The organism is Synechococcus sp. H55.8, from assembly GCF_047462375.1.
Classification (GTDB): Bacteria; Cyanobacteriota; Cyanobacteriia; order Thermostichales; family Thermostichaceae; genus Thermostichus.
Genome location: NZ_JANSJC010000005.1, coordinates 61,059 through 81,764 on the forward strand (window position 1 = coordinate 61,059; position 20,706 = coordinate 81,764).

Sequence of the window (20,706 nt, forward strand, 5' to 3'; positions counted from 1 at the left end):
AATTGCTGGGGATATGGGAGGCCAATGAAAAAGATCGAAGCTGTAATTCGGCCCTTCAAGCTAGATGAGGTGAAAATTGCCCTGGTCAACGCCGGCATCGTCGGCATGACGGTGAGCGAAGTGCGGGGTTTTGGTCGACAAAAGGGACAGACCGAGCGCTATCGGGGATCCGAGTACACGGTAGAGTTCCTGCAAAAACTGAAGGTGGAGATCGTGGTCGAAGATGACCTGGTGGATACGGTGGTCGAGAAGCTGATCGCGGCGGCTCGCACCGGCGAAATCGGGGACGGCAAGATTTTCATCAGCCCTGTCGAGAAAACCATTCGCATCCGCACCGGCGAACTCAACCAGGACGCCCTGTAGAGAAGGTGAAGGTCTTGGAGCCTGGGTAGCTCGACCCGAGTCCCAGGCTGGCTTGCAGTGGGCAAATGAGGGATTTTTGCCCTATCTACTAGTGCGTTGTGAAAAGTACCGTCACTTTAGGTAAGTCGAAAAGCATGTCTACAACGATGATCCAAAAGCATAAGAACCCGCTACCTCAGCGGCTTGGGCGACTGGCCAAGTGGAGTCTAACTGCTGCTCTGACGATTTCGCTGGTTTTCCTATTGGGCCAGGGGAGTGCCTTCGCCCAGGACGCGGAAGTCGTACAGGAACATGCTGACATTGTCTGGACGCTGGTGGGGGCAGCCTTGGTGTTCTTCATGCAGGCGGGGTTCGCCATGGTGGAGACGGGCTTTACCCGCGCCAAAAATGCCGCCAACATCATGATGAAAAACCTGATGGACTTTTGCATGGGCTGTTGCGCCTTTTGGTTCATCGGGTTTGGCCTGATGTTTGGAGAAAATACTGGCTTCTTTGGCAGGAGCTGGTTTGCTTTCAGTTGGCAGCAAGCCCACGAAGCAGGGGATTGGCCCTTCACCTTCTTTGTCTTCCAGATGGTGTTTGCCGCCACCGCTGCCACCATTGTTTCCGGGGCCATGGCGGAGCGCACCAAGTTCGTGGCCTACCTCATCTACTCTGTCGTCATCTCTGGGCTGATCTACCCCATCTCGGGGGGCTGGGCCTGGAATGGTCTCTTCGGCGACTACAACGGTGGCACTAGCGGCTGGCTGGAAAATCTGGGCTTCATCGACTTTGCCGGTTCGGGCGTAGTGCATTTGGTGGGGGGCGCTTCCGCCTTGGCCGGGGCCATGGTGCTTGGCCCTCGCATCGGCAAGTACGGCCCCAACGGCGAGCCGCGGGCGATTCCCGGCCACAACCTGCCCCTAGGGATGCTGGGAGTGTTTATCCTCACCTTGGGTTGGATTGGGTTCAACGCTGGCTCGACCACAGCCGCCAGCCCCGATATCGGCTGGATTGCCATGAACACGCTGCTAGCCGCTTCGGCAGGGGCCATTGGGGCGATGATCACCTGCTGGGCGCATTTTGGCAAGCCGGATATGACCTTTGCCGCCAACGGGGTGCTGGCCGGCTTGGTAGGGATCACCGCTCCTTGCAACACTGTCCACCCTCTGGGAGCTTTGATCATCGGTTCGGTGGCCGGGATCCTGGTGGTCATCTCGGCGGTGATTCTGGATACGGTGCTGAAGATTGACGACCCGGTGGGCGCCGTTTCGGTACACGGCACCTGCGGTATTTGGGGGGTGTTGGCAGCAGGGATCCCTTGGTTTGCCCACGCCGATTCAGGGGTGACCTGGGCCCAATTTGGGGTACAAGTTGTGGGCGCTCTAGCCTATTTCTTCTGGCCTTTCCTCACCTGCTTGATCCTGTTTTTGATCCTCAAGGCAACCGTTGGCCTGCGCACCAGTGCCGAAGAGGAGCTGGCCGGCTTGGATGTGGGCGAGCATGGTAACGTGGCCTACCCGGATTTTGTGATTGCTTCTGCCGAGTTGGACCAACCTTGAGGCGGCACCCCGGCTCTGAGGGGGATCCAGCGGCACCAATCGCCACTGTCAACGATGAGGAGGGCCAAGCCTGGCCCTCCCTGGCTGTAAACTGGGATGCGGTTGGATGCACTTTTGGATCCCATGCACCTGTTGATCCCGGCGGCTGGCAGTGGCAAGCGAATGGGGGCGGCGGTCAACAAGCTGTTGTTGCCGCTTTTGGGCCAGCCCATCTTGGCTTGGACGTTGCAGGCGGCGGATCGGGCCGGTTCCATCGAGTGGATCGGCATTCTCTCCCAGCCCGGCGATTGGCCGGCCATGGAGCAGATCCTGGCGTCCATCGAGCTGTCCACGCCGGTGCAGCTTCTGCAAGGAGGGGCGACGCGGCAGGAGTCGGTTTACAGGGGGGTGGAGTATCTCTATGGGCTGGGAACGGTGGAGCGGGTGCTGATCCACGATGGAGCCCGCTGCTTGGCCACCCCTGAATTGTTCGATCGCTGCAGCGCCGCCTTGGAGCAAGTGGACGGCTTGATTGCCGCGATCCCTGTCAAAGACACGATTAAAGTGACCGCAAGCGGCCCCAAGGGGATCCAAATCCAATCGACACCGGAGCGCAGCCGGCTGTGGGCAGCCCAAACGCCCCAGGGCTTTCGCCTGTCGTTGCTGTGGCAAGCCCATCGGGAGGCACTGGCCCAGGGGTGGCAGGTAACCGATGACGCAGCCCTATTCGAGAAGCTGGGTTGGTCGGTCTATATCGTGGAAGGTGAGGAGTCTAACCTGAAGTTAACCACCCCCTGGGATCTGGTGCTGGCCGAGCAAATTCTACAGCAGCGCCTCGAGCTGGCGCGTTAGCTTAATCCCTTACTCTCTGTCGCCCTCACCCCCAACCCCTCTCCCAAAAGGAGAGGGGAGTTTTGGGGGATCGGCTGCTGTTAGGATGCAGGCTGCTGGGGCGAGAGGAGAGCAGATGAGCGAGGAGACTTCGTCCTACTGGCCTGTGCACATTGTCGGCGCCGGCCCCGGGGATCCCGAGCTGATTACCCTGCGGGGCCAGAGAGTGCTCGCGGAAGCAGATGTAGTATTCTACACAGGCTCTTTGGTGCCGGAGGGGCTGCTGACCCATTGTCGCCCTGGGGTGGAGGCCATCGATACACGCGCTTTCACCTTGGAAACGCTGCTGCCCCAGATGGTGGAGCGGGTCAAGGCAGGGCTGCGGGTGGTGCGGCTGCAGGATGGGGATCCGTCTCTTTACGGTGCTCTGCACGAGTTGCTGATTCGGCTGGCGGAGGCCGGGATCCCCTTTGAGATCGTGCCGGGGGTGAGCGCCTTTCAACTGGCAGCCGCCCGTCTGCAGGTGGAGCTAACGGTGCCGGAGCTGGTGCAGACGATTATCCTCACCCGCGCCAGCGGTCGGACGCGCGTGCCGGCAGCGGAAGCCCTGGCCAGCCTGGCGGCCCACCGCGCCTCTTTGTGTCTCTACCTGAGCGCCCGCCATGTGGAACAGGCCCAGGCGGATCTCCTGACCCACTATCCCGCCGATACCCCTGTGGCCATTTGCTACCGTCTGGGCTGGCCGGACGAGCGAATCTGGCTGGGATCCCTGGCGGAGATGGCGGCCCTCACCCGGCAAGCCAGCCTGGAACGCACCGTGCTCTACCTCATCAGTCCCGCCCTACGGGGCTTGGCAGGAGCCGGCTCGGCCCGCTCGCGGCTCTACAGCCCTGACCACGCCCACCTCTTCCGCCCCAAAATTGGCCGGCGGGCCCATTTGTAACAGACTCTTTCAGTATATTGACGGATGACGGCAGGCTGAACATAATGACGATGAGGCAGCAAGATGAGGTCAAATACTTTGGCTTCTGGCTGCAGGGCGCCCATCTTTGCCAAAAGAAGTGGATCCCTTTTGGGGTTGTTGCAAGACTTTTTTTCTCCCTCTTTCTAGCCTTATGCTTATGGATGACTCATCTGCTGCTCGCAGCGCGGCAACCCTGATCAAGACTTTGCAGAAGGCCCTTGCTCCCCTGCCAAGCCGTTCGGCGCTGAAACAAGATGTCCTTTACCTGATGGTGGAGCTCCCACAGCAGGGACTGTTCAGCCGCTCTATGGTGTTGCAGCGGGTTGCCGACCAATTGGAAGGCGCGCCGGTGCAGGGAGTCAGCCAACTGGTGGTGTACGGTCGGCTGCAGGGAGAAACACAGCCGCAGTGGAAAAAAGTCTTCTATTTGTCTTCTGGGAAAAGCGGTGCCGACGCCACGCAGATTGTATTGCCGGACGCCAAGATTTCCGAGATCAAGGTGCTGGATGCCCAAAAACCTGTTGTGGATCCCGATGGCAGCTCTGATTTTCGCAAAGTTAAAACTCTAGAGGCGCCGGTTCCCAAAACCCAGAAAGAGCGACGCTCAGAGCCTGACCCAAGTCAGTCTCCTGCTGCTCATGCCTCTGCACAGGCCCAAGCTGGGATCCCGACCTCTCCGCCCACGACTGCCCCTGCTCGCCCCAGTTCTCCCATCAGCCTTCCGGTCAACGTTCAGGCGCTTGGCCAGCAGTTGCACCAACCTACCCTACGACCCTTCCTGGGGGGAGCCCTGGCTTTGTCTCTCCTGCTGGGGGCCGGGTTGGTGGTGCATTCTTTCCGGCAGCCCGACGTCCCTGCCCGGGCCAGATCGCTGGGAGTAGGGATCCCTCTGTTGCTCCTGGCTGCAGGGGGGGGCTGGCTGGGGTGGAAAGGCCGGCGTGCTGTCAACACCTTTAAGCGAGAGGGATCCTCTGATCCTTTGGCAGAAGGTTTGTCCTTTTTACAGGCCAATCAAGTTCCTGAGGCAGTGGAGCGGTTTCAGGAGGCCCTGTCCCTCACCCAGGGATCTGCTCAAGTTGAGATCCATAGCCTGCTCGGCCAAGCCTGGGCCGAGAAAGGCAACTGGGCAGAAGCCTTGGCCCAGCAACAAAAGGCCCTTGAGTTGGATCCCCACTTCAGCCAGGCCCACCTCCGTATTGCTCAAATTCGCCTCAAGTTGGGGCAATGGGACGAGGCGATCGATTCCTGTTGGTCTGCTTTGGAATTGAACGATCGCCTGGGCCTGGCCCACCACCTGATGGGGCAAGCGCTGATGCGCAAGGGCCAGTTGAAAGCGGCAATAGCAGCTTTTCAAACCGCCCTCAATCTCGATCTGGATCCCGACTTGGCCGCTGCTGTGCGGGTGGATCTGGGCTTGGCCATGGTTCATGCGGGGCGTCTGGCCCAGGCTGGCCAAGAGTTCAGCCAGGTGCTCCTCTCCGGCAGCTCCTCCAAGCTCCAGCAGGGCCGCGCCTACTACGGGCTGGGCTTGGTCTTAGCGGCCCAGGAGCAGCACAACGAAGCCATCAAGAGCTACCAGCGAGCTCTGGGGCTGGTGCCCAACTTGCCTGAGGCGGTTGCTGCCATCGGCTTGTCCTATTTGGGTCAAAAACACCGCGACGCCTCCGGGCGCAAGTTTGTCTGGCCCCAGCAGGTGCAAGAGGCTGTGCAACAGTTTGAACAAGCGTTAAGAGAAGACCCAGATTTGCCCGAAGCCCACTTTGGCTTGGGGGAAGTGGCCCGTATCAAGGGGGATCTGAGCTCGGCGGTGTCCAGCTATCAACGGGCGATGCGCAGCAACGGCAGCTACGGCATGGCCCACTATCGCGTGGGATCCGTCTTGGCCCGCCAAGGCAAGCTGGAGCAGGCCATCGATCACTTTCGCTCGGCTTTGGAAATTTCTCCCAACTTCCCCGAAGCCAGAGGGAGCCTGCAGCGGCTTCTCTCCAAGCAGATGGAAGAGGTGCATACCGACCTACTGCCCGTGTAAAGATGGGAGCTGATCGACGCTGAGGGATCCCGGTTGCCGCCCGACAAGGTGCGCGCCCGCCTGCGAGAGGTTGCCGCTCCAGCCATGAAGGGAGCCCTGCCCACAGTGGTCTTGGCCGGATGTGGCTATGGGGCCATCGACGCCTTGCGGGCCCTCAAAGGGCAAGCGCGGGTGATCGCCATCAATCCCCGCCCCTACATCGTCAACTCGGGCATGTCCACGCGGCTGCTGAGCGGTCGGTTTTCCCTGGATCTGGTGCGGATCCCGCTGCTGGAGCACGTTCAAGCCAATGGTGCCCAGTTTCTGCCGGGACGAGTAACCCACATGCAGCCGCAGGCGCAAACCCTGACCCTGGAAGGCGCAGGCGGGATCCAAACCCTTGCCTACGATTACCTGTTGGTGAATGTGGGGCGGGAGCTGCGTCCCATCGACGGGATGCAACATGCCTTCGCCATTCGACCGGCGGAGCAACTGGTGGCCGCCCAAACCTGGATCCGGCAGTGCTGGCAGCGGGCGGCCCAGGGAGATCCGACGCCGGGCCTGCTGACCTTTGTGGTGGTGGGGGGAGGTTGCACCGGCACAGAGCTGATGGGAGAGCTGTACGACCTCTGCCGCGAGATGAGCGCAGCAACGGGGATCCCTTTGGCGCGGGCCCGCCTGCTCCTGATCCATGGCCAGGCCCATCTGGTCGAGGGCTTCTCAGAACGCTTCCGCCAGGAGGTGGAAAGGGAGATCCGCCGCTTGGGGGTAGAGATCTGGGCGGAGCGCCGGGTAAAAGCCTTCGGGCCACAGCAAGTTTGGCTAGAGGATGGCAGCGAGCTGGTGGCCCAGACCCGCCTATGGGCGGGTGGGTTGCAGGCGCCCGCCTGGCTGAGAAGCTGCGGCCTGCCGCTGGGGCCGACGGGATCCCTGCTGGTGGATGAGTGCCTGCGGGTGCAGGGGGCAGAGCGCATCTTGGCCTTAGGGGACTGCGCCGACTTTGTCTGGGGATCCCGTCTCTTGCCCAAGATCGGCGTGTACGCGGTGCGCCAGGGGCCGATTGCAGCACAAAACCTGCTGCGGCTCATCCGCGGCCAACCCCTGCTTCCCTACCGACCCCAGGCCACTGTGTTTGTCTGCGTTACGGTGGGAAACCGGGTTGCCGTCGCCGAGAAGGGCAGGTGGGTCTGGCGCGGCTACCTGGCCACGCTGCTGAAAAACCTGTTCGATTGGCTCTACATGCGCCAACGCAAGCCCGTGCGCTGGCAGGCGTTTTTCTACTAAATCTCTACAGAGAACGGGGTTAAGATTAAGTTACAGATTGGCCGGAATGGGCTAGCTTCCTCGGCTTCTCGATCTCGACCCTATCGCCCTTCAACCCTCAAAAGCTCTTGACGCTCTCCGGCCCAAGCAGCGACCAAGCGGGAACAACAATGCCTCTCGATAACCTGCGCGGACTCTATCAGCAAGTCATTCTGGAGCGGTACAAAAAGCCCCGCAACTTCGGCAAAGTGGATCCGGTTCATCGCCACCAACGCGGCCACAACCCTTCCTGTGGCGACACCATCGACCTCACCTTGCAACTGGATCCGGATCAAGAGCGAATTGTCGATATCAAATTCGAGGGCGAAGGCTGCGCTATTGCCCTGGCCTCTGCCGATCTCATGGCTGACGCCGTGCGGGGGCGCACCATCCCCGAAGCGTTGCAGTTGGTGGATCACTTCCAAGCCATGATGCGCGGCGGCGCTGAGTTTCCGCGGGAGCAGCGGGCCTTGAACGCCATGAAGGGAGTTGCCCAATTTCCGGTGCGCATCAAGTGCGCCAACCTGGCCTGGCATGCCCTCAAACACGCGCTGGAATCGCCCGAACCCAGTGGATCCCCGGACAACCCAGATTTTGTGAGCAACGAAAACACCGACTAGGTTTCGCCCTCTGGGGGCAACGTAGGGGATCCCTGTAATCCAGACAACTCCGAGGATCAGGGATGCCAGGATGCCTCTTTGGCTCGGCTGGGAGCCAATGGCCTCAGCAGCAAGCCCTTCAACGCCGCCACTCTGGCCGCCGCAATCGCGGCTCTGCTGAGCTGGGATCCCTGAACCTGCCCCCCCAGATCCGTAGGATCCCCGCCGCTATCCGCCAAATGGCGTAGAAAAATCCTATAAATCGCGTACGTAGATCCTCGGTGTTTTACGTTTTTTTACGGATATCCAGGCTATAATGGGAACGTGAACGTTGGAAATACGGAGGAAACGCAGATGCAAGCTGGTGTCGATCTAACGCTAGACTACCGTACTTACCGCATAGCGGCCCTGTTGAGCGAGAGCTTTTCTTTGGGAGCACTGCTGGGAGTATCCCTCAAGTGGCAGGGTGAGGCCTCTTCTGAGGACGAGCCGCGGGCCGGAGTTTCCCGCCTCTCGCTGGAGCAGATTAAGCAGCGCTATCTCGTTCCTCGGCGCAAGTGACTGTCCTCCCGTAAAACCAGCTTTTGAACGCTAACCCCTCAAACGGAAAAGGTCATGAACACCGGTCTTGATTTTCCTCCTGTTGCTTCCAGCATTCGAGAAATTGTGGAGCAGGTGCTCTGCAGCGGCTTCCTCAGCCTAGGACAAGAAAACCAGATCAACGAGCTGCTCTTTCAGCGGCGCTACTCCGAGGCCGACCTGGAAATGCTGGATCGCCTGACTTTGGCGTTGCTAAATCGGCAAATCGAAGTGGAAAAAAGTTTTGTAGCAAAAGCTGCCTGACCGCCAAAACGCATCAAGTTCCTCCAAAGCAACAGGGGATCCTCTGCGGATCCCCTTACCTGTCGATTGAGCTAGAGTCTCCTCAGCAAACGCCGAGGAGTTCTGGGCTGCAGCGGCCGGGTGTGAGGGCTAGACCGCGACGGTCTTCTTCACCTGAGCTGCCAAAGCGCCAGAAGCATACTTGGCTGCCATCTCATCCAAGGTAACCACCGGAACCTTGGTGCCATGGCCGGCACAGCCGAAGGCGATGTAGCGCTCAGCGCACACTTTTTGCATTTCCTTAATAGAAGGCTTGAGGAAAGAGCGGGGATCAAAGTCTTTCGGATTTTCGGCCAGGGCGCGGCGCACGGCAGCCGTGATGGCCAGGCGGTTGTCGGTGTCGATGTTGACTTTGCGCACCCCGTTTTGGATGCCCCGCTGAATTTCTTCCAGCGGCACGCCGTAGGTCTCGGGGATGGAGCCGCCGTACTGGTTGATGATGTCGATCAACTCCTTAGGCACCGAGGAGGAACCGTGCATCACCAGGTGGGTGTTGGGCAGGCGGCGGTGGATCTCGGCGATGCGCTCCATGTCGAGAATGTCGCCGGTGGGCTTGCGGGAGAACTTATAGGCGCCGTGGCTGGTGCCAATGGCTACAGCCAGCGCATCCACCTGAGTTCGCTCCACAAAGTCCACCGCTTGGTCGGGGTCGGTGAGCAGTTGGTCGTGGCTGAGGGCCCCTTCAGCACCGTGACCATCTTCTGCTTCGCCACGGCCTGTCTCCAGGGATCCCAGGCAGCCCAGTTCCCCTTCCACGCTCACCCCAATTGCGTGGGCCACTTTCACCACTTCGGAGGTAACGGCCACGTTGTACTCGTAGCTGGCCGGCGTTTTGGCATCTTCTTTGAGGGAGCCATCCATCATGACGCTGGTGAAGCCGTTGCGGATGGCAGAGTAGCAGGTGGCGGGGCTGTTGCCGTGGTCTTGGTGCATGGCGACGGGAATGTGGGGGTAGGTCTCCACCGCCGCCAGGATCAGGTGGCGCAAAAAGTGCTCGCCCGCATACTTGCGTGCCCCTCGAGAGGCTTGCAGGATGACCGGACTGTTGGTTTCATGGGCAGCTTGCATGATCGCTTGGATCTGCTCCATGTTGTTGACGTTGAAAGCCGGAATGCCGTAGCCGTGTTCGGCGGCATGATCCAGCAGCGTCCGCATTGCAACGAGAGCCATCGGTTACCTCCTGAGGTGCTGACCTAATGCGTATAAGGTTTGCTTACCGTTGATCTTAAGATACTTTTTACGTTTTGGCGGATAAGCCGCCGGCGATCTGCGTATCTTGCCGAGGGATCTTTGCAACCATTGGCCGTGAGGCTCGCGCTCAGACGCAACAGGCCCACCAACCTCTCCAGATACAGTAGGAAAGGGCCGGGAGGGCAGGACTTTTCCCATCGAGGAAGGCTCTGCCCCTGCCTGACCATGTGTTCATATCGTTTCTGCATTGGTTGTCCGGAGGAATGAGAAGGTGCATTGCAATCCGTGGCCGGTCTTGGGCGCCAACCGAGGGAAGGCTCTATCCTGTGGGGGTAAACAACTGCCCTTGTCTCAAGGGAGAGGACTCCGACCCGCTAAGGCGATTGGTTTGGCCATAGCCTGCTGGGCGGCAGCGGGTCTTCGCTTGGCCGCTTGGGGGATCCCTGGGCAATCTCCGGATCAGGTGGCCGCCTGGGTGAGGGAGAATCCCGTGCTGCGGCCCCGTCCGGGCGAAACCCTGAACATCAACCGCGTGGAGCCGGATGGATCCCGGTTTACCTTTTTGGCCTCGGTGGCTCCGCCAGGACGGATCATCAACCCGCTGGATCGGGAGACGATTCGCTCGGAGCGCATGACCTTCTTTCGCCCACAAGGGCTGACGGCGGAAGATCTCTTTCAGGCGATTCGCGAGGTCTATGGGCCAGAGATTGCCGCCGATTTGGATCGGGCGGTGGAGGTGATCCGCTACCCGTCCCCAGAGGCCCTGGCGAATACTCCCGGCTATACCCTGGCCTTGGCCATTCAAGGCGTGGTGCTGCGGGGAAACCAATTCGTCTATTGGCTGGAGCTGACGCAAAACCCCGATGGCCGCGTGCAGCAAGGCCAGGTGTGGGTGTTTCAAGAGGAATGGCTGCCCAAGGTAGAAGGGGAGTTGGCGGAGCGCTTCCCCCTGCAGGTGATGACCCGTTGAGAACAAAGAGCCTGGTGCTCCCAGTCCTGAAGAGAAGGAGCGCCTGTTCAGGGGCGGCGGGAGCTGTTGACATCCAAGGCCGGCCATTCCACCCGTTCCACCTGGGGCCGAAAGCCCAGCCAAGGAGTGGCCAAGCGGGCAAATCGCTCTGGATCCCCGCTCACGCAGAAACGGTAGGGTTCCTCCTGGGCGGCGGCCGAGGGGCGGCGCAAGCCCCACAAGCTCAGTTCGCGGGCCAGGGATCGCACCAGCGCCACGCCGGGATCCACCCGTTTGACGGCTGGGGGCAGCAGGGATTTCAAGAGGGGATCCAGCAGCGGGTAGTGGGTGCAGCCGTAGACGAGGGTATCGATCCCCTGTTGCAACAGGGGCTGCAGGTAGCGTTCGGCCGCTTGCCGCAGGGCGGGGCCGTCCAACTGGCCGGCTTCGATGAGGGGGACGAACTCCGGGCAGGCCTGCTCCCAGCACTGGACAGGTTGGGGAAAACGCCTGCGATCCAGGGCGCTGTACTCCTGAATGGCCCTGGAGTAGGCGCGGCTTTTAACGGTGGCCGCCGTGGCAATCACCCCAATGCGGGATCCCTGAGACAAGGCCGCCTGGGCGCCCGGCAGGATCAGCCCCAGAATGGGCAGGGCGAACTCCTGCCGCACGTGTTCTAGGGCCAAAGCTGAGCTGGTATTGCAGGCCATCACCACCAGCTTCACCGGCTGCGCCTGCATCCACGTCAGAATTTGCCGCACAAAGGTCAAGATCTCCTCTGGGGAGCGTTCCCCATAGGGCAGCCGCGCCGTATCGGCAAAGTAGAGGAGCCGTTCCTGGGGGAGGCGGCGGCGCAAGGCTCGCCAAACCGTCAGCCCGCCCAAGCCACTGTCAAACACCCCAATTGGCCAACCGGGATCCGGATCCCAACGCATGCTCCGTTCTCCTCAACACCTTGGCTAAGCTGCTGTATCCTACCCTGCCTCTGAGGCTGTCGGCATCGCTTTCTGGCCCTCTCCCTGGGATCGGCTGCAGGACCTTAGCGGCTGCGCAGAAAGGCCTCAATGCCCTCGGCAATGGCCCGCGCCAAAATAGCCTGGTATTCGGCAGTAGCCAATTTTCGCCCTTCGGTTGGGTTGGTTACATAGCCCAACTCCAGCAGCACGGAAGGCATACCCACGGGCGTTTCCCGCACCATGAAAAAGCGGGCCCGTCGCACCCCCCGGTCGGCAGCGCCGGTGGCCCTCACCAAGCTGCGGTGCAGGATGGTGGCCAGCTCGGCGCTATCGGGCCGCAGGTAGTAGGTCTCGATGCCGTGGATGCCGGAGCGATCCAGGGCGTTGGCATGGATGCTCACCAATAGGGTAGCGTTGGCCTGAACGGCCATATCCACCCGCGGCTGCAGCAGCACTTCCCGGTCGTCGGTGCGAGTCATCACCACTCCATAGCCCCGCTCTTGCAGCAGTTGTCGTACCTGGAGGGAAACGGAGAGGACGATGTCCTTCTCCTGGATCCCATCCACTCCGATGGCGCCGGGATCCCGTCCGCCGTGTCCCGGATCGACGGCGATGACCGTCCGGCCCTGGGGTGGAGGAGGGGAAGCTTGGGCAGACGGTTGCCGCTGAGGTGTTGGCGGCGGGGCGTTGAGAGGCCGCAGCTCCAAGGTAATGCGGCGGGATCCCTGGCCGGGGTGGGGCTCAAACACATTGAACTCTTCGGCAGGTTGCACCAGAATGCTGACCGTGCGGGCATCTTCTTGCACAAAGCGGATCCGCTCCACCGGCCCCCCAACCGGCAAGCCGGGATCTGGCAAAGACTGGGGCAGGCGAGCCGGCGCCACGTTGATGCGGTAGCCGCCGCTTTCCGGATCCCAGCCGGCCCGGTAAAACAGGAACCCATCGGCGCTGATGATGAGCTGATTGCCCTGCAGCTCCACCGAGCGCAAGGTAGCCAGCGGCCCTTGGGGATCGCCCTGGCTGACCTCAGGCAAAAGGCTGGCCTGGTCAGCGCCACCGGCGGGCTGGATCCAGATCCCGCCCTGCTGCGGGTCGTAGCGGGCTTCCCAATCGCCACTCGAAGGATCCACATCCAACACCACCCGAGCAATCGTGGGCTCAAACTGCCCGATGCGCAGCCGCAAAACCCCCAGACGGTTGACGATGTAGGCTCGTTGGGTGAGGGCGGGGCTGAGGGTGGTGTTGAGAAAATCCACCACCACCCGATCCGGATCGAGGATGCGCCGCACCGTGGTGGCGGGGCTGCCCTGGGTGCGGATGAAAAAACCCTCCGCCTGCGGGGATACCCCCAAGATCTGATGGTCGGCACGGGAGGGAGCGGGGCTGCGGGGAGGTGGCGTCCGCGAAGGAGGGGGCGCAGGATCGCGGGGGCCAGGGGGAAACAGCGGGGCGGCAGGCGAGGGTTGGCCGGCCTGGAGGAATTGAACAGCCCAGCGGGAGGGGCCGGCGGTGAGCAGTTGCAGTTGGTTGAGGCTGAGAGGCTGATCCGGCTGCAGATACAGCACAAAGCGGGTGATGGTCTCTGTGAGCTGGCTGATCTGCAGGGAGGCAACACGGCCTGGGAAAGTCTGGGTTTGGGGATCCCGTCCATAGCGGGTGTTGGGAAAATCCAGAACAACCCGCGGCGGATTCTGGAGCACAAACAGGAAAGGCCGCACCTCGCCCTGGGTGTTGACTTCCAGCCGTCCCTGCTGCGGATCGTAGTACCAACGGTCGATGTGAGATAGACCTGGAGCCGTGGTTGCCTGAGCCCGGACAGGTTGAGGGAGAAACACGCCTGCTCCGGTTAAGCTCAACAGCAGCATCGCCCCCCATATCTGCCTTGACCCTGGCTTGTCCAATTCGGGCATGACCCTCCATCCACTCCGCACACCTGCTGCCCTCAACTATACCAACCTCCCCCGGGAGCGGCCTGAGAGGGAGCGCAATTTCGCTCTTGCTGGCGGGGTTGGGGGATGATGGGTTCGCTCCTTATTTTTGATTTTTGGAGGTATCCTGGGATGCCCAGCCCACCGGATCCCCTCACCCTAGCGCGAGCTGGGGACAGCCAATCGATTGTGCGGGTTGTGCGGCTGGAGCTGCTGCGGCGACGCTGGCCCGGACGGGTGAACTTTGCCGATGAAACCCTGCACATCCACCTCACCGGATCCCTGCCCCAACAGCCATCTCTGCTCGTTGCCCAACTGTTTTTGATGGTGCAGCAACTGCGGATCCCGCGGCTGAAGCAAGTGGAAATTTGTGCTTACCGCGGCTCCCAATTGCTCTGGCAGCGCAGCCTCAAGTTGGGATCCCAGCAGCGTTGGGATCGCTTTTCTTTCGATAGCTGGGCGGTCAATATCTGGGCTTATCCGGTTGCATTTGCAGTGGCCCTGCTGGTAAACAACGTTGGCTTGTTGCAGGTGTTGCATTTGCCTTTACACATCTGGATTCACGAGTTTGGCCATGCCACCATTGCCTGGTGGAGCGGACATCCAGCTTTGCCCTTACCCTTTGGCTGGACCAGCATCAGCTCAAAAGAGGATCCCTTTGTATACTTTGGGATCCTTTTTTTGCTGGCTTTGCTGTTCCGGTCAGCCCGCAAGGAACGGATCCGATGGCTGCAGGCGTTGGCTATTTTTCTGGCCTTGTTGCAGTTTTATATGACTTGGCTGCTGCCCAATCGTACCAAAGAGCTGCTGATTACCTTTGGCGGCGTTGGCGGTGAGTTTTATCTCAGCACCTTTTTAATAGCCAGCTTTTATCTTCGCTTGCCGGATCGTTGGCGATGGGATTTTTGGCGATTCATAGTGTTGGGAATTGCAGCCAGCAGCCTATGGAAAAGCTTTTGGCAGTGGCACACTATCCAATTGGGCCTGAACCAGATCCCTTGGGGAACTCTGTTTGGCGGGCAAGGAGATGCCAGTGGGGATATGAACCGCCTAAACTACGAGTTTGGCTGGAGTACCGATCGAATTATCCAAACCTACACTTTTTTGGGAAATTTGTGTGCCTTAGTCGTATTGAGCCTCTATGTCATATTCCTATTGCGGGCAAACGATGAGATTTGGCTCTACCTGCGAGCAAGGCTCATCCTTTGGATGAATGGTTTGGGACACTTCGGCTCAGGCAAATGTCCTTAACAGCTTTTTCCAGCGTTATCTACTCCAGCCAAGGGAGCTACATCCCTCACCCCCAGCCCCTCTCCCTCTGGGAGGGGGGAGATCGACATAACGAGCCGTTTCATGGCTCTTGGAAATGGCCAGAACTTGATCGGATCCAGAAGGTGTTTTCAGACCGGCGATGGTCTGTCGAGCATTCGCTCTATGCTGAGGGATAGATGCACAGCAGCGGTGCCTTGCAATGTCAACCCCTTTCCCTTGGCCCTACCGCACCCCAGGGATCCCGGATTCTGCCTTTGAACGCATTCCAGGGATCCCGATGAGCCCTCGCGAGGTGCGCGTGTTGGTGCTGAGCCAGTTGCGCCTGGGAGAGAACCACTGCTTGTGGGATATTGGCGCCGGAACGGGCACGATTGCCATTGAAGCGGCTGTTCTGTGCCCCAAGGCTCGCGTGATCGCCATCGAGCGAGACGCAGAGGTGGTCAGCTTGATCGAGAGCAATTGTGAGAAATTTGGCCTCACCAACGTGCAAGTGATTCAAGGTACTGCCCCCGATTGTTTGCAACACCTTTCTCCTGCACCGGATCGCATCTGCATTGAGGGAGGCCATCCCCTACGGGAGATCCTGGAAGCCTGCTGGAGCCATCTCAATCCCAACGGACGGATCGTGGCGACAACCAACTCTTTGGATGGGCTCTACGGCCTCTCCGCCGGTCTGGCTGCTGTGCGGGCTCATCATGTGGAGGTCATTCAATCGGCGGTGAACCGTCTGGAACACCGCGGTCGGACTCAAATGTTGCTGCCGCTGGATCCCACTTTTGTTTTAAGCGGAGAAAAAATGAGCTAAGTTTTATATAACCTGTTTACATTTTTTGGTAAATCTTTTCTCAAAGCGACAGACAAAATTAGATAGGTTCATCTCAGCTATCCTGAACCAGTAAGAAGGATGGGCCCATTCCAAACCTTAAGCTATGCCAATATTTCTCGAACTCAAACTCAAATCTGCTCTTATACCAGATTAAGAGAGCTGGGAAACCCCAATGGCTATGGACCAATTCCAACACCCCTTTCAGGAGTCACGGGAAGTCAAGCTGCGGCAACTGTTGATTCGAGAGCGCTGGCCGGAAATGCTGAAGGGCTGCCGGGCTTGCATCCATTGGGACGACTTCAAGCGACCGGAATGCTGTGGTGACTGCGGCATTGGGGATCGGCGCAGACAAGAGATAGCCAGAGAGAGCCCGCCCAGCAAATCCTCAGGAACTTAGGGATCCCAGCCGCTGTTGTGGCTTGTAGTAACGAGCGCCTCTCCCAGGATAGCTATGTCGTGGATCCCTAGAAAGACCCTCTTGGCCCACCTCTCAGAAGCCCATCCCAGGCCACCTCAACAGCAGCACCGGGATCTCTGTAAAGCTTTATACCCAAAATTCAGCGGCAGGGTCGGAGACAACCCTCAAACCCTGATTTTTCCGCTGACCTGGTCAATCTTTTGCTGGATCTCGGCGGTCGCTTCCCTGCGGGGAAGTGGAATTCATGGAAAGAACTAGGGCCGCCAGGGAAACTGGCGAAAGTTGGGAGGGCGCTTTTCCAAGAAGGCGCGTTTGCCCTCGGCAGCTTCCTCGGTCATGTAGTACAGCAGCGTCGCGTCCCCGGCCAGCTCCTGCAGCCCCATCTGGCCGTCGCAATCGGCGTTGAAAGCTGCTTTGAGGCAGCGGATGGCCAGGGGGCTGTGCTGGAGGATCTCCCGCGCCCAGCGGATCCCTTCTGCCTCCAGTTCCTCCACAGGCACCACCGCATTGACCAGGCCCATCTCCAGCGCCTGGGCGGCTGTGTACTGGCGGCAGAGGAACCAAATTTCGCGCGCCTTCTTTTGCCCCACCACCCGCGCCAGGTAGCTGGCCCCAAAGCCGCCGTCGAAGCTGCCCACCCGCGGCCCGGTTTGGCCAAAGATGGCGTTGTCGGCGGCAATGGTTAGATCGCAGACGAGATGCAAAACATGGCCCCCGCCAATGGCGTAGCCGGCCACCAGCGCAATCACCACTTTGGGCAAGGAGCGGATGATGCGCTGCAGATCCAGGACATTAAGACGCGGGATCCCGGCCTCGTCCAGGTAGCCGGCCTCCCCCCGCACGCTCTGATCCCCGCCGGCACAAAAGGCATATTTTCCATCCGTATGCGGCCCGGCGCCCGTCAAGAGCACGACTCCAATATTAGGATCCTCCCGCGCATCCAGAAAGGCGTCGATCATCTCGGCAACCGTCTTGGGGCGGAAGGCATTGCGTTTGTGGGGCCGGTTGAGGGTGATCTTGGCGATGCCGTCGGTTTTTTCGTAGAGGATGTCTTCGTAGAGCTTGGCCGTCTGCCACATGGTGTCTTGGGGGTTCCTTTTCTTTGCCAATCCCTGCCCATTATCCGCGCTAACCGTCTGCCTGAACGAGGGATCCCAACAGCCCTTCCAGGGTGTACTCCTGCGCCTCAACATCCACCCGCCCCAAGATCTGCTTGCAGGTTGCTGCCGTTTTGGGGCCGATGGCCGCAATCTGCACGGGCGGATCCCAGACTTCAGGGCCTAGCCCCGCCTGGCGCAGGAGATGGGCAAAATGCTGCACGGTTTTGGAGCTGGCAAAGGTGAGGATATCCACCTGGCGCTCTTTGAGGGCCTCGAGCACTTGGGGATCCGCTGCTGCCGGACAGGCCGACTGGTAGGCCGCCACCTCCACCACCTCGGCTCCGCGTTGCCGCAGCCCCTGCACCAGCTCCTCCCGTCCTCCGGATTCGACGCGGGGAAAGAGGATGCGCTGTCCCTGCACTGGCTCCGGCCAAATGGGCAGCAGGGCCTCGGCCACAAACTCAGAGGGCAGCAAATCTGGGCGGATGCCGTACTGGGCCAGTACCGCCGCCGTTTTGGATCCCACCACTGCCACCCGCACAGGGTGGAGCGCCCGGCTGTCTCGCCCCTGCTGCTGCAACCGCTCGAAAAAAGCCTGCACGCCGTTGGCCGAAGTCAGCAGCAGCCAATCGAATTTCTCCAGGTCGGCAATGGCTGCGTCCAAGGGATCCCAGCTTGTAGGCGGCTGGATGACCAGGGCGGGCATTTCCAGCACCCGCGCCCCCTGAGCCTGCAGCAGCTCGCGCCAAGCCGGCGACTGCCCCTCGGAACGGGTGACCAGCACCGTTTTGCCTGCCAAAGGAGCCGGTGGCGGTAACGGTGGGATCCCTGGCAAAAACTCCTGCCGCAGCCGCACCACCTCGCCCACCACCAGCAGGCCAGGCAGCTTTTCTGGCTCCAACCCTTCCCCCTGTTGCAGCTCTGCCAGGGTGCCCACCCAAACCTGCTGCTCCGCCTGCCCCGCCCCCCAGATCACGGCTACGGCTCGCTCCGGCGGGATCCCGGCTGCCACCAACTGGGCCGCAATCTGCTGCCGCTGCCGGGATCCCATCAAGATCACCAACGTATCCAACTGGGCCAGAGCGCCCCAGGGCAGGGGCTCCAGCTCATGGGCGGTCAGCACGGCAAAGGCGCGGCTCAAGTGCTTATCGGTCAGAGGGATCCCTGCCCACAAAGGGCCGGCCAGGGCCGACGACAAGCCTGGCCAGATCTCAAACGGGCAGCCCGCCTCCCGCAGGGCCTGTACCTCCTCGCGGGCACGGCCAAAGATCAAGGGATCCCCCGCCTTGAGGTGAACCACCTGCTTCCCTTCCCGGCAGCGCTGGATGAGCCAGCGGATGCCCTCCTGCAAGCTCGCTGCTTCGGAACGTCGCCACACCTGCGCCTGGGGGGGCAACTCCGCCAACAAGCGCTCGTCCACCAGCTCATCCACCCAAACGGCCTCAGCCCGCCGCAAGATCTCCAGCGCCCCTTGCGTCAGGCCGTCCCGCCCACCCAGCCCCGCCCCCACCAGATACACCTTGCCCATGCCGCACCCCTTCTCTTGCCCTCTACCTGTTGATCCTGCCGCAAAAGCGGGATCCCGCTCCCTTTGCAACTGTAGTCATTTCAAATAGCAACGAAGCGTTTCTCTACGTCGTCATTGACGTCGTTATTGCTCCGCAACGCTGTCGCGAACGCGCCGCTCTAACTCCCCTCTCCCTCTGGGAGAGGGGCCGGGGGTGAGGGATGGGAGAGGGGCCGGGGGTGAGGGATGGGAGAGGAGAGATACCGACATCCGGCTAGGGGCTATTTGGGCCAAGCTGAGGCAAAAACCACCTGCTTGCGAGATACTGAAAGCGTTGCAGTCTGAGGATCCCTGCCCATGGCTAGTGTGACCGCAGAGCTCTGGCCCCGACGGCGCTTTCTAGCCAGTGGAGCTGCTCTAGTGACAGCAGCAGCGGGATCCCGCCGCTCCAGATCCCGGCCCCTGCGCCTGGTGACCAACTGGTATGCTCAGGCGGAGCATGGCGGCTTCTACCAGGCCCTGGCCCTGGGTATCTACGCCGACTACGGCCTGCAGGTGGAAATCCGCATGGGGGGAACGGCGGTCAACGTGTTGCAACTGCTGGCTGGGGGAGCAGCGGACTTTGTCCTCGGCGGCAGCCCCGACGCCCTGGCGGCCTTGCAATCAGGGATCCCCGTGCTCACCGTGGCCGCCTTTTTCCAGAAGGATCCCCAGTGTCTTTTGGTCCATCCGGGCGTGGGCATCGAGCGCCTGGAAGACTTGCGGGGCAAGCCCATCTGGGTCTCTCCGGGAGCCAACCTCACCTACTGGCCTTTCTTGCGGGCCAAGTTCGGCTTCAGCGACGAGCAAAAGCGCCCCTACAACCTCAGCCTCGCCCCCTTCCTGCTGGACAAATCCTCTGCCCAGCAGGGCTATGTCACCTCCGAGCCCTTCCGCGTGCGCCAGGAGGGCGGCTTTGATCCTGTTGTCTTCCTGCTGGCCGACTACGGCTATTCCCCTTATGCCACCACGCTGGAGACCACCCGCCCCTTTGCCGAACAGCACCCGGAGGAGGTGCGAAAATTTGTGGCCGCCTCCATCGCGGGCTGGCAAAGCTACCTGGAGGATCCCCGCCCCGGCAACCGCCTCATCCGCCAAGACAACCCCAACATGAGCGAGGCCCTTCTGGCCTACGCCCACCAAGCCCTAAAAGACTACGGCCTCCTCACCGGCGGCGACGCGGCCACCCTGGGGATCGGTGCCATGACCCACCAGCGCTGGCAGACCTATTTTCAGGAAATGGTGGCCCTGGGAATTGTCGAAGCTGGCCTGAATGCCCGCCAAGCCTACAGCCTCGACTTTCTTCCCGCTCCCGCCGCCTGAGTTACATCACCGCCAAGCTCTGCAGCCGCGGGGATCCCTGCATCGCCAGCTCATGGCGCCGGTGCATCTGCTCCGTCAGCAGGTAGGCCAGAGGCGGGCAGCCGCTCAGCCGCTGCCGCGGGTGGGGCAGTTGGTCGTTGCCGAAGGTGTGGCGGTACTCCTCCGAGTCGATAAAGGCATTGACCATGGCTTGAAAGCCCTGGTGGAGCAAGATGTCGTGGTAGGCGGCCACCTCCTCCTTGCTGGCCGGGGCCCGCCCCAAAAAGTGCTTAAAACCCTGCTCCACGCAGCGGGTGTTGCAGCCGGCACTGAAAAAGAGCTGCCGGTAGAGCCGGGATCCCCCAATTTGGCGAACCAACCGCTTGATCCCAATCCGACCCCGCAGAAAGTCCTGCTCGATTTTTTCCAGCTCTCCCGCCTTCTCGTGCTGGTAGGGCTGGCGTTCCAAAAGCTGTTGGTAGGCAGCCCGCAACAGGTTTTGCAACGTTTGCGGATCCCGCTGGCGTAGTTCCATAGCGATAGCTCCCAAGCAACGCGACCGACAAAAAGCGAACAAAAACCGATTAGACAAGAGGTCAACTTAAAGAAACAATGAAGATAGGGTTGCTCGATACACTTTTACAGTCGGCATTAACCAGATCCGAAAATTGTCAATGCCAACCCAAAATCCAATCGAGCAAAAGCCCTACTCAAGATTTATCTTGTCGATAAGTTGAACTGGGGAAGCT

At 60.7% G+C, this 20,706-nt stretch carries 21 protein-coding genes; 15 read left to right on the plus strand and 6 right to left on the minus strand.

Features of this window, described 5'->3' with window-relative positions:
* Positions 1-24 precede the first annotated feature (24 nt).
* From NW862_RS03680 to NW862_RS03725, 10 genes are all read left to right on the plus strand, one after another.
* Positions 25-363: a P-II family nitrogen regulator gene (locus NW862_RS03680; RefSeq protein WP_011430352.1), complete on the plus strand. Its 339-nt coding sequence runs from the start codon at positions 25-27 to the stop codon at positions 361-363.
* A gap of 134 nt (positions 364-497) precedes the next feature.
* Positions 498-1,904, plus strand: a complete 1,407-nt coding sequence (locus NW862_RS03685; protein WP_414332404.1) for an ammonium transporter — start codon at positions 498-500, stop codon at positions 1,902-1,904.
* Positions 1,905-2,027: 123 nt separating this feature from the next.
* Entirely contained in the window at positions 2,028-2,735 is a 708-nt protein-coding gene (gene ispD, locus NW862_RS03690; protein ID WP_414332454.1) for a 2-C-methyl-D-erythritol 4-phosphate cytidylyltransferase, read from the plus strand.
* Positions 2,736-2,850: 115 nt separating this feature from the next.
* A complete protein-coding gene (gene cobM, locus NW862_RS03695) occupies positions 2,851-3,657 on the plus strand; it encodes a precorrin-4 C(11)-methyltransferase (protein ID WP_414332406.1) in 807 nt (268 codons plus the stop codon).
* A 178-nt stretch (positions 3,658-3,835) separates the two neighbouring features.
* Positions 3,836-5,707: a tetratricopeptide repeat protein gene (locus NW862_RS03700; protein ID WP_414426931.1), complete on the plus strand. Its 1,872-nt coding sequence runs from the start codon at positions 3,836-3,838 to the stop codon at positions 5,705-5,707.
* A gap of 33 nt (positions 5,708-5,740) precedes the next feature.
* Positions 5,741-6,970 (plus strand): NAD(P)/FAD-dependent oxidoreductase, encoded by a 1,230-nt coding sequence (locus tag NW862_RS03705; protein ID WP_414426932.1) that lies wholly within the window; start codon positions 5,741-5,743, stop codon positions 6,968-6,970.
* A 149-nt stretch (positions 6,971-7,119) separates the two neighbouring features.
* Positions 7,120-7,608: a Fe-S cluster assembly sulfur transfer protein SufU gene (gene sufU / locus NW862_RS03710; RefSeq protein WP_414332412.1), complete on the plus strand. Its 489-nt coding sequence runs from the start codon at positions 7,120-7,122 to the stop codon at positions 7,606-7,608.
* A 62-nt stretch (positions 7,609-7,670) separates the two neighbouring features.
* Positions 7,671-7,835 (plus strand): hypothetical protein, encoded by a 165-nt coding sequence (locus NW862_RS03715; RefSeq protein ID WP_414348202.1) that lies wholly within the window; start codon positions 7,671-7,673, stop codon positions 7,833-7,835.
* Positions 7,836-7,941: 106 nt separating this feature from the next.
* Positions 7,942-8,148 carry a hypothetical protein gene (locus NW862_RS03720; protein WP_414332414.1) on the plus strand — a complete coding sequence of 69 codons (207 nt, stop codon included), beginning with the start codon at positions 7,942-7,944 and terminating at the stop codon, positions 8,146-8,148.
* 54 nt (positions 8,149-8,202) lie between these two features.
* A complete protein-coding gene (locus NW862_RS03725) occupies positions 8,203-8,430 on the plus strand; it encodes a hypothetical protein (RefSeq protein WP_414332416.1) in 228 nt (75 codons plus the stop codon).
* 129 nt (positions 8,431-8,559) lie between these two features.
* Here NW862_RS03725 and fba read toward each other — a convergent pair whose 3' ends face one another.
* Positions 8,560-9,639: a class II fructose-bisphosphate aldolase gene (gene fba / locus NW862_RS03730; RefSeq protein WP_414332418.1), complete on the minus strand. Its 1,080-nt coding sequence runs from the start codon at positions 9,637-9,639 to the stop codon at positions 8,560-8,562.
* 409 nt (positions 9,640-10,048) lie between these two features.
* Here fba and NW862_RS03735 point away from each other — a divergent pair, with 409 nt between their 5' ends.
* The gene (locus tag NW862_RS03735; protein WP_414332420.1) at positions 10,049-10,630 is read left to right on the plus strand and encodes a hypothetical protein; all 582 of its coding nucleotides are present in this window, start codon (positions 10,049-10,051) and stop codon (positions 10,628-10,630) included.
* A gap of 47 nt (positions 10,631-10,677) precedes the next feature.
* Here the strand turns inward: NW862_RS03735 and murI are convergent, their stop codons facing one another.
* Entirely contained in the window at positions 10,678-11,544 is an 867-nt protein-coding gene (gene murI, locus NW862_RS03740) for a glutamate racemase (protein WP_414332422.1), read from the minus strand.
* A gap of 104 nt (positions 11,545-11,648) precedes the next feature.
* Positions 11,649-13,475 carry an N-acetylmuramoyl-L-alanine amidase gene (locus tag NW862_RS03745; protein WP_414332424.1) on the minus strand — a complete coding sequence of 609 codons (1,827 nt, stop codon included), beginning with the start codon at positions 13,473-13,475 and terminating at the stop codon, positions 11,649-11,651.
* A gap of 150 nt (positions 13,476-13,625) precedes the next feature.
* Between NW862_RS03745 and NW862_RS03750 the strand changes: the two genes are divergently transcribed.
* The 3 genes from NW862_RS03750 to NW862_RS03760 all read left to right on the plus strand — a co-directional run bounded on the left by NW862_RS03750 (position 13,626) and on the right by NW862_RS03760 (position 15,988).
* On the plus strand, positions 13,626-14,744 hold the full coding sequence (locus NW862_RS03750; RefSeq protein WP_414332426.1) for a hypothetical protein: 1,119 nt from the start codon (positions 13,626-13,628) through the stop codon (positions 14,742-14,744).
* A 220-nt stretch (positions 14,745-14,964) separates the two neighbouring features.
* A complete protein-coding gene (gene cbiT / locus NW862_RS03755) occupies positions 14,965-15,570 on the plus strand; it encodes a precorrin-6Y C5,15-methyltransferase subunit CbiT (protein ID WP_414332428.1) in 606 nt (201 codons plus the stop codon).
* A 199-nt stretch (positions 15,571-15,769) separates the two neighbouring features.
* A complete protein-coding gene (locus tag NW862_RS03760) occupies positions 15,770-15,988 on the plus strand; it encodes a hypothetical protein (protein ID WP_414337870.1) in 219 nt (72 codons plus the stop codon).
* A 275-nt stretch (positions 15,989-16,263) separates the two neighbouring features.
* Here NW862_RS03760 and menB read toward each other — a convergent pair whose 3' ends face one another.
* Together menB and cobA are read right to left on the minus strand one after the other, a co-directional pair.
* Positions 16,264-17,088, minus strand: a complete 825-nt coding sequence (gene menB, locus NW862_RS03765; protein WP_414332432.1) for a 1,4-dihydroxy-2-naphthoyl-CoA synthase — start codon at positions 17,086-17,088, stop codon at positions 16,264-16,266.
* Between the two features lie 49 nt (positions 17,089-17,137).
* Positions 17,138-18,637, minus strand: coding sequence for a uroporphyrinogen-III C-methyltransferase (cobA, locus tag NW862_RS03770; protein ID WP_414426933.1), 1,500 nt, complete (start codon positions 18,635-18,637; stop codon positions 17,138-17,140).
* Between the two features lie 336 nt (positions 18,638-18,973).
* On the opposite strand from cobA, the gene NW862_RS03775 reads away from it, so the two are divergent.
* Positions 18,974-19,978, plus strand: a complete 1,005-nt coding sequence (locus tag NW862_RS03775; RefSeq protein WP_414426934.1) for an ABC transporter substrate-binding protein — start codon at positions 18,974-18,976, stop codon at positions 19,976-19,978.
* A 1-nt stretch (position 19,979) separates the two neighbouring features.
* Here NW862_RS03775 and NW862_RS03780 read toward each other — a convergent pair whose 3' ends face one another.
* Positions 19,980-20,492 (minus strand): phycobilisome rod-core linker polypeptide, encoded by a 513-nt coding sequence (locus NW862_RS03780; protein WP_414332438.1) that lies wholly within the window; start codon positions 20,490-20,492, stop codon positions 19,980-19,982.
* Positions 20,493-20,706: the final 214 nt, after the last annotated feature.